We start from the raw sequence: 13,843 nt of genomic DNA, 5'->3' as shown, positions 1-13,843 counted from the left end.
CTTGTCAGGTGACAAACGTATCCAGCGGATGAGAGTCGCTTTCCACTCCTTGTGAAGTACAACACTCTTGGTTACGTGCGGCTACTTTATGCCATTCACACTGAATCGAGGCTGAACCATGGATGATCCCGCTTCGTTCCCCTCTTCAATCAGATAGTGATCCCCATTGACTGGCGCAAGTAAGCGCCCGCACCGAGCAGCCCCGGCCCTTCATGGGTGATCAGAAACACCGGGATCTCCTTGAGGTAGGACTTGAAGCGCCCCTTGTCTTCAAAGGCGACCCGGAAACCGGAACCGGTAAAGAACTCCTGGAAGCGCGGCACTATGCCACCTGCGATATAGACGCCGCCAAAGGTACCCATATTGAGGGCCAGATTGCCGGCAAAGCGGCCCATCAGCACGCAGAACAGGCTCAGGGTGCGACGGCAATCGAGGCACTCCCCGGCCAGTGCGCGCTCGGTAATGTCTTTGGGGGCAAACGGTTCGGGCTCACGGCCATCGGATTTCACCAGCCCGCGATAGAGATTGACCAGACCCGGGCCGGAGAGGAAACGCTCTGCCGAGACATGGCCCAATTCGCCTCGCATTACTTGCAGCACCGCATCTTCCTCTTCGGTGTTGGCAGCAAAATCCACATGACCACCTTCACCCGGCAGGCTCAGCCACTGCTCACCCGCCTTGACCAGATGGGCGACCCCAAGGCCGGTGCCCGCACCATAGATGGCGATGGGCTTGCCCGCTACCGGCGCGGCGCCGCCAAGCTGGATGCGATCCGATTCAGCCAATACCGGCACCGCCATCGAGACGGCGGTAAAGTCGTTGATCACTTGCAGGCGTGCCAGCCCGAGATTGCTCTGCATCTCGCTGATGGAGAACTCCCAGCTGTGGTTGGTCATGGCAACCCAGTCACCGTTGATGGGGCAGGCGATGGCAATGCAGGCTTCAGCCACCTGAACCTTGTGTTCCTCCAGATAGAGGCGTACCACGGCTTCAAGGCTGGGATGGGCCAGACCTGAGTAGGTCTTTGCCTGAGAGATAGTACCGGTGGCCAGCTCACACAGGGCCAGACGCGCATTGGTGCCGCCGACATCGCCGACCAGCGCATGGGTATGCTGCATAACAACTCCTTCGTTACAGGATGGGGACGACTCTGGTGTCCCGAGATTATTGTTGGATTATGACGGCCCATTCTATCCGAGCTCAGGCTTGCTCACCCGCCGGATCGATACAAACGTGCGCCTGCTCACAGTGTTGTTGCTTTGCAACATTTGTAAGCGCTTTCATGGCTAGGTGACGTTTTGTAACGAAAAGTACGAAATAATTAGAGATGAGTCATACTTTGTATGGCAGGCGTTAGTTGCCATAACCGCTTGTCTTGTATAGTCCTTAGCTTGAATGGAAACTTGCTTAGCCGTAGATTGAGTGCAAAGACACTGAAGCTAAATTACAAAAACGCCTGGTGGTGATGATGAATACCCTTGATAAAATTACGAACAACTTGGAAAGTTTCAGTAAATCAGAACGCAAGGTTGCCGAGGTGATCCTGGCGTCTCCCCAGACCGCCATCCACTCCAGCATCGCCGCTCTGGCCAAGATGGCCGACGTCAGTGAACCGACCGTCAACCGCTTTTGCCGCCGTCTCGATACCAAGGGCTTTCCTGATTTCAAACTCCATCTGGCCCAGAGCCTGGCCAATGGCACCCCTTACGTAAATCGTCATGTGGAAGCGGAAGATGGGCCGGATACCTATACCGCCAAGATCTTCGAATCCACTATGGCCTGTCTGGATGCCGCCAAAAACAGCCTGGATATCTCTGCCATCAACCGCTGCGTCGATATCCTGACCCAGTCCAAGAAGATCAGCTTCTTCGGCCTTGGTGCCTCCTCCGCCGTTGCCCGCGATGCCCAGAACAAATTCTTTCGTTTCAACATTCCGGTAGTGAGCTTTGACGATATCGTCATGATGCGCATGAGCTGCATCAACAGCAGCGAAGGGGATGTGGTGGTGCTGATCTCCCACACCGGCCGCACCAAGGCGTTGGTCGAGATCGCCGCGCTGGCCCGCGAGAACGACGCCACCGTGATCGGCATGACCGCCAAGGACTCCCCGCTGGCCCGCGAGTGCAACCTGGTGCTCTCCATGGATGTGCCGGAAGATACCGATGTCTATATGCCGATGGCATCCCGCATCGCCCAACTGGCGCTGGTGGATGTGCTGGCGACCGGTTTTACTCTGCGCCGGGGGATGAAATTTCGCGAAAATCTGAAGAAAGTAAAAGAGGGATTGCGCGAATCCCGCTTCGAAACCCCGCACTCTTCCTGAACCGTCGGGGGCTCCGGCCCCCGACTGTCTATGCCACCCGCCTTGGTGTAGTATTGTAATTTAATAACAAAAACCACCCAGATGGTTTGCAAACGGGTGCATCGAGCCATGGGCTTGATGGGGCAGAATCTCAAGTCATATCAACTTCATATTGGAGTCTTTCATGCCTAGACGTACAAAGATTGTAACCACACTCGGTCCGGCTACCGACCGCGAAGGGATCCTTGAAGGGATCATCCGCGCCGGGGCCGACATGGTGCGGATGAACTTCTCTCACGGCACTGCTGAAGACCATATCCTGCGCGCCAATCAGGTGCGTGACATTGCTGCCAAGCTCGGTCGTCACGTCGCCATCATGGGTGATCTGCAAGGCCCGAAAATCCGTGTTTCCACTTTCAAGGATGGCAAAATTTATCTGGCCATCGGTGACAAGTTCATTCTTGACGCGGCGCTCGGCAAGGGTGAAGGTTGTCAGGAGCAGGTCGGTATCGACTACAAGAGCCTGCCAGACGATGTGGTACAGGGCGACATCCTGCTGCTGGATGATGGCCGTGTACAACTGAAGGTCGAGCAGGTTGAAGGCACCCGCATTCACACCACGGTGACCGTGGCCGGGCCGCTCTCCAACAACAAGGGCATCAACAAGAAAGGGGGCGGTCTCTCCGCTCCGGCCCTGACCGAGAAAGACAAAGAAGACATCAAGACTGCTGCCCGTATGAACGTGGACTATCTGGCGGTCTCCTTCCCCCGTTGTGGCGATGACCTGCGTTATGCCCGCGAGCTGGCCCGCGAAGCCGGCTCCAATGCCAAGATCGTGGCCAAGGTTGAGCGCGCCGAAACTGTCGCCACTGACGAAGCGATGGAAGACATTATCCTCGGCTCCGACGCCGTCATGGTTGCCCGTGGCGATCTGGGTGTCGAGATCGGTGACCCCGAGCTGGTTGGCGTACAGAAGAAGCTGATCCGCCACTCCCGTCGTCTCAACCGTGTGGTGATCACCGCGACCCAGATGATGGAATCGATGATCAATGCGCCGCTGCCGACTCGTGCAGAGGTCATGGACGTGGCCAACGCCGTGCTGGATGGTACCGATGCGGTGATGCTCTCCGCCGAGACTGCTGCCGGTCAGTTCCCCATCGAGACCGTGACCTCCATGGCGAGCGTCTGTGTCGGTGCCGAGAAGCACCCGAGCCTGAACGTCTCCAACCACCGCATGAGCTACACCTTCACTTCCGTTGAAGAAGCTGTAGCCATGTCCACCATGTATGCGGCCAACCACCTGGAAGGGGTGAAGGCGATCGTGGCACTGACCGAGTCCGGCACCACGCCGCTGCTGATGTCCCGTATCAGCTCCGGTCTGCCGATCTTTGCTATGTCCCCTCACAACAAGACCCTGGCCTGGACCAATCTCTATCGTGGAGTCACTCCGGTGATGTTTGACGGTGACGAGACCAAACCGGTCTACGAAGTGTGCCGCGACGCGCTGGCCGTGCTCAAGGAGAAGGGGCTGTTGCAGAGCGGTGACATGGTGCTGCTGACTCACGGTGACAAGATGGAAACCGTGGGCAGTACCAACACCTGCAAGGTGATGATGGTCGAATAAGCCCGTCCGGTTTTGCTGTGCTTAACAAGGCTGCTCCTCTTTGATGAGCAGCCTTTTTGTTAACTGCTGTCGGGCTGTTGCGGTATAAACAGGACTCAATGATTGCTTAACCGGATTCCCCTTCCGATAATGCGGGAGTGATTTTCAGCGGGTAGCCTGTTGTAGGTGATCGCCCCAGGTAACCCAGACACTCGACAATACGGGAGTGAAAAAATGAACAAGCGTAACTGGTTGCTGGCCCTGTCACTGAGTCTGGCCTTCTCACCCTGTTATGCCGACTGGGCCAAGTTCAAGGCCGCAGCGTCCGATCTGGGTGCGGCAGTGAGCGAGACCAGCAAGGAGGTGTGGCAGGATGTCAGCGATTTTTCCAAAAAGAGCTGGGCTTCCATCTCTGCATGGGGTGAAGAGGCGTTCAATACCGCCGGGGTCTGGACCGACAAGAGCATCGCGACCGGTAAGGAGTGGCTTAAGGCGGCCGACAAGGAGCTCAACGAGATGCTCAACCCCAAGACGGCGAAAGAGGCTAGGGTCGCGCTCAATACCATGGCCGACACTGCGCTGATCCGGTTGTTCAACGAGCAGCCATCAGCCAAGTTGTTGTTTGACAAGGCTTATGGCTATGCGGTGTTCGATTCGCGCAAGTTCTCCCTGATGCTGCATACCAATCAGGGGGCCGGGGTGGCGGTCAATCGCAAAACCGGCAAGCACACCTATATGAAGATGTTTGGTGCGGGTCTGGCGGCCGGGATTGGTGGCAAGTTCTATCAGCAGGTGATCCTGTTTGAAGACAAGGCCAGATTCGATGCCTTCGTGACCCAGGGTTGGGAGGCCACTTCCGAAGTGGGCGTGGTGGCCGGCAAGGAGAGCGCTGAGTTGACCGCCAAATATAATGGCGGCATGGCCATCTACCAGATTGGCGAGAAGGGTTTGCTGCTCGATGCCAATATCTCCGGCTCTAAATACTGGATTGACAAGGACTTGACTGAAACGAGCCGCTAATCCTGTCGTGATCGGTTGCTCATTGCACGCCATGCGCTTGTCGTGATCTTGCCAACAGGCCCGCAGTGCGGGCCTGTTTGTTCTCTCGGTGTCAGTGGGCTGAATAGACCTGCTTGCCCTTGAACATGGTCCAGAGCACCTTGGTCTCCTTGATCTCTTCGCTTGCAACCTGTTCCAGATTGCGATCCAGCAAGATCAGGTCAGCACTCTTGCCCGCGCTGATGGAGCCAATCTCCTTCTCCCGTCCAATTACCTTGGCAGCGTTGAGGGTATAGGCCTGCAAGATGGCCTGACGGCTGATCTGCTCGCTGGCGGGGGGCAGCAAGCCAAGCTCCCCTTGACGAGTGATCGCGGTATACATGGCGAGGAAAGGGTTGGGGCTGGAGACCGGCCAGTCACTGGCACCGGCGATAATGGCGCCGCTTTGCAGCAAGCTGCCTGCCGGATAGAGGCGGGCTAGCAGTGCCGGGGGCACTTTTCCTTCAAGCAGCATGGTGGTCGCCACGTTTTTACCGGCCCACAACAGTTGCATCGATGCGGCCACATTGAGCGGTTTGAAACGGGCAATGCTGGCCGGGCTCACCACCTCCAGATGGGTGATGCTGTGCAGCAAGCGGTGATCCTGATTGTGGGCCCGTGCATAGGCGATGGCATCGAGGGATTCACGGACGGCCCGATCGCCGATGGCATGAAAGTGAACGATAAGTTGATGGGCATCCGCGGTGCGGATCAGCTCGTTGAAACTCTTCTTGTCCAAATCGTCCTTGCCGCTGTAACCGGGACGGTTGAGGTAGGGCTCGCTCAACTTGGCGGTCTGGGATGGATACTCGATGACACCATCTTGCAGGATCTTGATCCCCACCAGTTTAACGTCCGGGGCATCTTGAAACTGTTGTTGCAGCGCCAATACGTCATCAATGATGGCGGGTGATGCATGTATCCCCACCAGTGCCAGTGCGGATACATGTCCGGTCAGCTTGCCTTCCCGGGAGAGCATGCTGTACGCCTGCAGCAGGCCGGTATCTCGGCGATCCGGCTCGGCGTTGAAGATGGGGGCGAGGGGACGAATGTTGCTGATAGGGTCCATCCAGGCGGTAATGCCCACCTGATTGAGTTGTTTGGCGGCAGTCATGATAGCACTGGCAATCGTCTCGTCGCTGACGGGGGGCAGCGCCTTGAGGATGGCATCCCAGCCGCCTTCCGAGGCAAAGCCATTGAGCTTGCCGGATGGGGTGAGGCCAAAATTGCCTTTCAGCGGAGCATAACGACCGTCAAGGGTGTCGGCATCAATGCCAGCCTTGCGCAGCATGGCCTGATTGGCCCAACCGGTGTGGGCATCCGAACCGGCCAGTACTACGGGTATTTGCCGGTATTGCGGGCCATTGAACACCTGATCGAGCAGGGGAAGCTGATGCCAGTAGTCGAGGGAGACATTGCTGTATAGCTCTACATCGCCCAGTGTCAGGCGGGGATCATCCTTGCTACGGGTCAGAAAGTGTTGCACCTGCTCAACCTCATTCATGGCATCGGGAAAGTTAACTGTCATCCCCTGAAAACCGGCAAATGCCGCATGAACATGGCTGTCGATTAGCCCTGGCATCAGGTACTTTCCTTTCAGATCAAGACGCTTGGCATGGTTGCCGAGGCGGGCGCTGACCTCCTGATAGCTGCCGACTGCCACTATCTTTTTACCTTCAATGCCGACCGCTTCCGGGTGAGGGTTCGCCGGATCACCACTGTAGATGGTGCCGCCAAAGATCAGCGTCTGGCTCTGTGACTGGGCATTGGCGGCAGCGGGAAGCGTCACCAGCAGGCTGGCGAGAAACAGCGTTTTGATATTCATGGGCATGACTCCGTCGCTTCGGAGTCCGAAGACTCCGAAGTGGGTAAATGGAAATGGGGTATCGGCTTATCGGTTGATCAGCGGGATACAGATATCAAACACGTAATGCTCCCGGTCGGGGTCCGTGCCTGCGTGGTATTGCTCGTAACACGGGCGATCGTCGCAGTTCAGCCCTTGGCCCACTACCCAGCGAAACGCCGTCTCCCAGCAAGCGACCAGTTGATCGCCGCGAGCGATAAACTGACAAACCGCATAGGGGCCCGCGGCGATGGTCTGGGTGGTTAACTGGCGCCCTGCGGGGATCTCTGGCCCCAGTTCGATGCAGACGTCAGTACGGCAACGGGTCTCATCGGTGATATCGGGGATATCCCAATAGAGACTCAGGGTACCCGCCGGTGTCATCGCCTCGTCTGAGGCGAACAGCGCGAGCAAATCCCGATGAGCTTGCTCGCAGGTCTCTTTGCCATAGGGGCCCAGGCGGCGCATGTACGCCACGCGCCGGGCGGGCATCTGCCTGACGCTAGCCCCCTGCAACAGACCCGGGTGTTCGGTGACCGGGTGCATGACCAGGCCATCATAGGTGTCAAAGGGAAGGGGATCGTTTCCAATCTTGCTTTTCCAGTTTCCCCCCTGCTGCTGGCGGTATTCCGAGGGGCTCATGGCGAAGTGCAGGCGAAAGGCCTTGGCGAAATTCTGCGAGCTGGAGAACCCGGCGGCCAGTGCGAGGGTGGTGATATCGCTCTGGGGGGAGGCGAGCAAGCGACGAGCAGCGCGTTCCATACGTAGGCGCCGGGTAAATCCTGCAATGGTCTCGCCGACCATCGTCTTGAAAATACGGTGGAAGTGGAAGGTGGAGATGGCTGCCGCCGCTGCGACCTCATCCAGGCCCGGATTGTCATCCAGATGGTGGCTGATGTAGTCCATCGCCTTGAACACGGGTTTGCGATAATCCAGAGCGGACTCCTTGCCAGCCAGCAAAAGTGGGCGTCAGAGTCGGATTTAATCAGAGCCACCTGCCGTTGTCGAACCCGTCCGGCCTGGTCTGGCCACTCATCCTCGTCGCGTTTTTAACGCATTGGCACTCTAATTGCTTGTTGCATGCCAGCGTCAATGATTTGTCTGGGGATGGAAAATGGAAATTAGTGCAAGCAGCCTGATGCAAGAGATGCAGGCGCTCAAGATCGAAGCAGGCGCAACGCCGCTGGCACAACCCGGTCGTCAGGTAACCTCCGACTTTGGTCAGCTGCTGCAACAGGCGCTTGGCAACGTCAACGAGCTGCAAGGGGCCGCCAATGATCTGCGTACCCGTTTCGACATGGGCGACAAGTCGGTGGATCTGGCCGAGGTGATGATCGCGGGCCAAAAATCGTCTATCGCCTTTGAAGCCACGGTACAGGTGCGCAACAAGATGGTCGATGCCTACAAGACCATCATGAACATGCCGGTATAAGCGACGCCAATAAACCATGACGACTGAACATCATGAACATGTCAGCAATAAGGACATAAATCGTGGCTACTGACCAAAACGGCGATCTGCTGATAAACGATGAGGGCACCGCCGCCCTCGATGAAAATGAGCAGAAGAGTTCGGCGCTGGGCTTCCTGTCCAACACCGATGTGCTGCGGCAAATCACCCTGATCCTGGGGCTTGCCATCTGTCTGGCCATTGCGGTGTTTATCCTGCTGTGGGGCAAGGAGCCGGATATGCGTCCCCTCGGCACCTACACCACCCAGGAGCTGGTGAAGACTCTCGATTTCCTCGATCAGCAGAAGATCCCCTACGAGGTGGATGGCAAGAGCGTGCTGGTCAATGCCGAAAGCTACCCCACTATCCAGCTGGCCCTGACCCGTGCCGGTCTTGCCAATGCCACCGATAGCAACATCGGTGGTGAAGATATCCTGCTGAAAGATTCCAGTTTCGGCGTCAGCCAGCGGATGGAGAGCGAACGTCTGAAGCTGAGCCGCGAGCGTCAACTGGCGAGCGCCATCGAGCAGTTCCAGAATGTGGCCAAGGCCCAGGTGCTGCTGGCCATTCCGAAAGACAACGTGTTTGCCCGCAACGAACGCAAACCCAGTGCCACCGTGGTGCTCAACCTGAAAGGGGCGGCGCTGGGGCAGGGGGAGGTGGACTCCATCGTCGATATGGTCGCCTCCGCCGTACATGGCCTTGAGCCGACCCGCGTCACCGTCACCGACCAGAATGGCCGCCTGCTCAACTCCGGCTCGCAAGACCCGATCTCGGCCCAGACTCGCAAAGAGTTTGCCATGCAGCAGAAGCAGGAGCTGGAGTACAAACAAAAAATTGACGCCATCCTGATCCCGGTGCTGGGGGCCGACAACTATACGGCGGAAGTGGATCTCTCCCTCGACTTCTCCCAGCAGGAGCAGACCCGCAAGACTTACAACCCTGACTTGCCTGCAGTGCGCTCCGAGATGACCATGGAAGAGAACAGCGCCAGCGGTAGTAACGGTGGTGTGCCTGGTGCACTCTCCAACCAGCCCCCTGCCGCCTCCAATATTCCCGAGGAGGCGACCGGTGGTGATGGTGCCAGCGCTGCCGCTTCTGGCCGTTCCCGCAAAGAGGCGACTCGCAACTTCGAGCTGGATACCACCGTCAGCCATACCCGTCGCCAGATGGGGGGCATTCGCCGCATGACCGTCTCGGTTGCCGTGGATTACAAAGCGGTACCCGGTGCCGACGGGGCAGTGACCCGTGAGGCGCGCACCCAGGCAGAACTCGATACATTGCGCCGTTTGCTGAGCGGTGGCCTTGGCTTTGATGTGACCCGTGGTGATACCCTTGAGGTGGTCGCGATTCCGTTCAATCGCCCAGAACTGGATACCGTGGCCGAAGTGCCGCTCTACGATCAGCCCTGGTTCTGGCGTGCGGTGCGGATTGCCGCCTCGGTACTGGTGATCATCGTCTTGATCGTCACCGTGGTTCGCCCCATGCTCAAGCGACTGCTCTATCCGGATGCCAAACCGGAAGGGGAAGTGGATTTCGACAACCACACCGTACTGGGTGGCGACGACGAGTTGAGTCTGCTGTCAGCACAAGTCGAGAACGATCAGGTATTTGGTGTACGCGATGGCCAGCTGAAACTGCCGGATCTGCACCGTGACGAAGACTTGCTCAAGGCGGTACGTGCGCTGGTGGCGAACGAGCCGGATCTGGCCGCTCAGGTCATTAAAGAATGGGTAACGAACAAAGATGCCTGAAGAAAAGAAGAGTCAAGTCACCGGCAATGACATCACCGACAGTCAGCGCCAGATCCTCGACCAGATGTCGGGGATGGAGATGGCTGCGGTGCTGATGCTTAGCCTCAATGAAGAGGATGCCACCCAGATCTTCCGTCATCTCGAGCCCAAGCAGGTGCAGCGGCTCGGTATGTCGATGGCCTCCATGTCCGACTTCAGTCACGATCGGGTGGCAGCGGTGCACCGTCAATTCATCGACGATATCCAGAAGTACACCAACATCGGTATCGGCAGCGAAGACTTCGTGCGCAAGGCGTTGGTGGCGGCCCTTGGCGAGGACAAGGCGAGCAATCTGGTGGACCAGATCATTCTCGGTTCCGGCGCCCGTGGCCTCGATTCGCTCAAGTGGATGGATGCCCGTCAGGTGGCCAGCATCATCCAGAACGAACACCCCCAGATCCAGACCATCGTGCTCTCTTATCTGGAGCCGGAGCAATCCGCCGAGATCCTGAGTCAGTTCCCGGAGCAGGTGCGCCTCGATCTGGTGATGCGTATCGCCAACCTCGAAGAGGTACAACCGGCGGCACTGCAAGAGTTGAACGACATCATGGAGAAACAGTTTGCCGGTGCGGCCGGTGCCCAGGCAGCCAAGATGGGCGGCCTGAAGGCTGCCGCCAACATCATGAACTACCTGGATACCAATATCGAAGGCCAGCTGATGGACTCCATCCGCGAGTCGGACGAAGAGATGAGCCAGCAGATCCAGGATTTGATGTTCGTGTTCGAAAACCTCATCGATGTGGACGATCGCGGCATCCAGACCATGCTGCGGGAAGTGCCTGGGGATCTGCTGCAACGCGCCCTCAAGGGTTCCGACGATCAGATGCGCGAGAAGATCTTCAAGAACATGTCCAAACGGGCGGCCGAAATGCTGGCAGACGATCTGGAGGCCATGGGGCCGATCCGGGTCTCCGAAGTGGAAGCGGCCCAGAAAGAGATCCTCTCCATCGCCCGTCGTCTGGCGGATGCCGGCGAAATCATGCTGGGTGCCGGTGGCGGCGAGGAGTTCCTCTAAGCCATGGCCCATAAACCGAATTGCGATGCCAAACCCGCATCAGGCAGTGGTGAGGAGCCGCGCAAAGCATGAACAACAAACTGCGTGGGTATGTGCGCCCCGAGGGCGATGATGCCCGGGTTGAGACCTGGGGCTGGCCCGAGATGGAGGTCGAGGTAGAGGCGGGAGCGCCTACCAATGCTCTTGGCCTGGCCCCTGACTGGTATCAGCAGGAAGAGGAGGTGGTGGAGCCGGAGCCCGAACAGGAGCCGGCCCCGAGCATCACCGCCGAAGAGCTTGAAGCGATCCGTCAGGCCGCCTGGGAAGAGGGGATGGCTGAGGGGCGCGAGTCCGGTTATGCCAAGGGTATGGAAGAGGGCAAGCTGGAAGGATTGCAACAGGGTCATTCCGCTGGTCTCGAACAGGGTCGCGAGGAGGGGCTGGCCATGGGCCGCGAGCTGGTGGAGCAGGAGATCGCCCACTGGCAGGGGCTAGCCGCGCGCCTTGCCAATCCGCTTAACGAGCTGGATCAGGCGGTGGAGCAGCAGCTGGTCTCGCTGGTGATGCAACTGGCCCGCGCGCTCATTCGTCACGAAGCGGAGACCTCCCCCCGCATTCTGCTGGAGGCGCTCAAAGAGGGGCTGGCCTTGCTGCCCGCCGCCGAACAGGGGGTGACCCTGATGCTGCATCCCGACGATATTGCACGAATCGAACAGGCATTTGGCGCCGACGAGTGCGCCAAGCGCCAGTGGCGATTGCAGAGCGATCCCACCCTCTCCCCCGGCGATCTGCAACTGGCGACCGAGCTCTCCAGCATCGATTTGACCCTCTCCGGGCGCATCGATCAGTTGCTGCGCAACTTCTTGCGGGACAATGCGTCGCAGAAACCGGCTTCGCAGGACTCACGCCCATAACCGATGCCGGACGTTGCCGTCCGGCTGCACTTTTTAGCTCTCAGGAGGCCAGATGAGCGGCTCGCTACTGAACCGGTTGCAAGGGTACAAGGTACGCGACAGCGCCCCCAAACCGCCGGTCGCCGGCAAATTGACCCGGGTGGTGGGGCTGACCCTCGAAGCCATTGGCTGCCGCGCCGCCATCGGTGCTCTCTGCCGCATCGATACCCTTGATGGGACGCTGGAGGCTGAAGTGGTCGGTTTTTCTGGCGATCGCCTCTATCTGATGCCGAGCGAGCAGCTCAAGGGGGTGATCCCCGGTGCCCGGGTGGTGCCCATCACCGAAGAGCACGGCATTCCGGTTGGGATGAACCTGCTTGGTCGGGTCATCGACGGCATTGGTCAGCCACTCGATGGGCTCGGCCCCATTCTCTCCTCCCAGACCGTGCAGTTTGCCCAGCACCGCATCAACCCGCTCTCTCGCCGCCCGATCCATCAGCCGATGGACGTGGGGGTGCGCGCCATCAACGCCGTGCTGACGGTGGGTCAGGGCCAGCGGATGGGGCTGTTTGCCGGTTCCGGTGTCGGTAAATCGGTGCTGCTGGGCATGATGACTCGCGGCTCGGTGGCGGATGTGGTGGTGGTCGGCCTCATCGGTGAACGGGGCCGGGAAGTGAAAGAGTTTATCGAAGACATTCTGGGAGAGGAGGGGAGAGCCCGCTCCGTGGTGGTGGCGGCTCCCGCCGACGCCTCGCCACTGATGCGGCTCAAGGGGTGTGAAACGGCGCTGGCCATTGCCGAGTATTTTCGCGATCAGGGGCTCAACGTGTTGCTCTTGATGGACTCTCTTACCCGTTATGCCCAGGCCCAGCGTGAGATCGCGCTGGCGGTGGGCGAGCCGCCAGCGACCAAGGGCTATCCACCGTCGGTATTTGCCAAATTACCGGCGCTGGTGGAGCGGGCGGGTAACGGCAGTGACGGCCAGGGCTCCATCACGGCATTCTTCACCGTACTGACCGAGGGGGATGACCTGCAAGATCCCATTGCCGATGCGGCGCGGGCGATCCTCGATGGCCACATAGTGCTGTCGCGCGAGCTGGCCGATGCGGGCCACTATCCGGCTATCGACATCGAGAAGTCCATCAGCCGGGTTATGCCCATGGTGACCTCGCCGGAACATATGGATCTGGCGCGCACCCTCAAGCAGTTCTACTCCCTCTATCAGCAGAACCGGGATCTCATCACCATCGGTGCCTACAGTCAGGGTTCCGATCCTCGTATTGACCGCGCCATCATTCAAAAACCCTATCTGGATCAGTTCTTGCAGCAGGGGATGCGCGAGGTCATTCACTACGATGATGGCCTGCAAGCCTTGCAGATGGTGGCGATGCCATTGATGCGCTGATGATGGTCGGTAACAGAGAGGTCGACGATGAGTAAAGGGTTGGTATTGTTGGCCGATCGGCTGGTGGAGGCGGAGCAGCAGTGTGCGCTGGCGCTGGTGAAGGCGCAGCAGGATCTCAAGCTGTTCATGGATCAGCAAAATGCCCTCAATCAGTACCGCCAGATCTATCACCAGCAGTGGACCGATCGCGGCCTGCAGGGGATTTCGCCTCAACAAAATACCCAGTATCACGCCTTTATCAACAAGCTCGAACAGGCAGCGACCCAGCAGTACGAAGGGGTGTTGCAGGTGCGTCAGGCGCTGGAACAGCGTCGTGAAGAGTGGCTGGCGGCCCAGCAGCGGCGCAAGGCGGTGGAGCTGTTGCTGGAGAAGCAGGCGAGCCGCGAGCAGCAGAAAGCCCAGCGTCAGGAGCAGAAGATGCTGGATGAGTACGCCATGTTGCGACGCTTTCATCAATCTGGCCTGTAACTTGCTTTGATATGGACATTGTCGGCGGCCATCTCTTTGGGGGCCACCAGAATT

11 protein-coding genes and 1 pseudogene are annotated in these 13,843 nt (G+C 58.7%); 9 read left to right on the top strand and 3 right to left on the bottom strand.

Annotated elements, in window-relative coordinates:
- Positions 1-149: 149 nt before the first annotated feature.
- Positions 150-1,121: pseudogene (gene glk / locus ACTG1K_RS18510) on the bottom strand (glucokinase); the annotation flags it as partial.
- A gap of 347 nt (positions 1,122-1,468) precedes the next feature.
- On the opposite strand from glk, the gene ACTG1K_RS18505 reads away from it, so the two are divergent.
- From ACTG1K_RS18505 to befA, 3 genes are all read left to right on the top strand, one after another.
- Positions 1,469-2,323: a MurR/RpiR family transcriptional regulator gene (locus ACTG1K_RS18505; RefSeq protein ID WP_005334759.1), complete on the top strand. Its 855-nt coding sequence runs from the start codon at positions 1,469-1,471 to the stop codon at positions 2,321-2,323.
- 163 nt (positions 2,324-2,486) lie between these two features.
- A complete protein-coding gene (gene pyk / locus ACTG1K_RS18500; protein WP_005362071.1) occupies positions 2,487-3,926 on the top strand; it encodes a pyruvate kinase in 1,440 nt (479 codons plus the stop codon).
- Positions 3,927-4,139: 213 nt separating this feature from the next.
- On the top strand, positions 4,140-4,925 hold the full coding sequence (gene befA / locus ACTG1K_RS18495; protein ID WP_440006294.1) for a beta cell expansion factor BefA: 786 nt from the start codon (positions 4,140-4,142) through the stop codon (positions 4,923-4,925).
- 91 nt (positions 4,926-5,016) lie between these two features.
- Here befA and ACTG1K_RS18490 read toward each other — a convergent pair whose 3' ends face one another.
- Together ACTG1K_RS18490 and ACTG1K_RS18485 are read right to left on the bottom strand one after the other, a co-directional pair.
- Positions 5,017-6,768, bottom strand: coding sequence for an amidohydrolase (locus tag ACTG1K_RS18490; RefSeq protein WP_440006292.1), 1,752 nt, complete (start codon positions 6,766-6,768; stop codon positions 5,017-5,019).
- 66 nt (positions 6,769-6,834) lie between these two features.
- On the bottom strand, positions 6,835-7,746 hold the full coding sequence (locus ACTG1K_RS18485) for an AraC family transcriptional regulator (protein WP_005362065.1): 912 nt from the start codon (positions 7,744-7,746) through the stop codon (positions 6,835-6,837).
- 154 nt (positions 7,747-7,900) lie between these two features.
- Here ACTG1K_RS18485 and fliE point away from each other — a divergent pair, with 154 nt between their 5' ends.
- The 6 genes from fliE (at position 7,901) to fliJ (ending at position 13,789) form a co-directional block, all read left to right on the top strand.
- Positions 7,901-8,218 carry a flagellar hook-basal body complex protein FliE gene (gene fliE / locus ACTG1K_RS18480; protein WP_005362062.1) on the top strand — a complete coding sequence of 106 codons (318 nt, stop codon included), beginning with the start codon at positions 7,901-7,903 and terminating at the stop codon, positions 8,216-8,218.
- A 62-nt stretch (positions 8,219-8,280) separates the two neighbouring features.
- The gene (fliF, locus tag ACTG1K_RS18475) at positions 8,281-9,990 is read left to right on the top strand and encodes a flagellar basal-body MS-ring/collar protein FliF (RefSeq protein ID WP_005334750.1); all 1,710 of its coding nucleotides are present in this window, start codon (positions 8,281-8,283) and stop codon (positions 9,988-9,990) included.
- Positions 9,983-11,044: a flagellar motor switch protein FliG gene (fliG, locus tag ACTG1K_RS18470; protein ID WP_440006290.1), complete on the top strand. Its 1,062-nt coding sequence runs from the start codon at positions 9,983-9,985 to the stop codon at positions 11,042-11,044. Before fliF ends, fliG begins: the two co-directional genes overlap by 8 nt.
- A gap of 68 nt (positions 11,045-11,112) precedes the next feature.
- Entirely contained in the window at positions 11,113-11,937 is an 825-nt protein-coding gene (fliH, locus tag ACTG1K_RS18465; protein ID WP_440006288.1) for a flagellar assembly protein FliH, read from the top strand.
- A 52-nt stretch (positions 11,938-11,989) separates the two neighbouring features.
- Positions 11,990-13,321, top strand: coding sequence for a flagellar protein export ATPase FliI (gene fliI / locus ACTG1K_RS18460; RefSeq protein WP_005334747.1), 1,332 nt, complete (start codon positions 11,990-11,992; stop codon positions 13,319-13,321).
- A 27-nt stretch (positions 13,322-13,348) separates the two neighbouring features.
- The gene (gene fliJ / locus ACTG1K_RS18455) at positions 13,349-13,789 is read left to right on the top strand and encodes a flagellar export protein FliJ (RefSeq protein ID WP_005334746.1); all 441 of its coding nucleotides are present in this window, start codon (positions 13,349-13,351) and stop codon (positions 13,787-13,789) included.
- Positions 13,790-13,843 lie beyond the last annotated feature (54 nt).

It is taken from the genome of Aeromonas sp. 102P (assembly GCF_051920345.1).
In the GTDB taxonomy this organism is placed as follows: Bacteria; Pseudomonadota; Gammaproteobacteria; order Enterobacterales; family Aeromonadaceae; genus Aeromonas; species Aeromonas veronii.
This window is presented reverse-complemented; position numbering and strand designations above follow the sequence as displayed.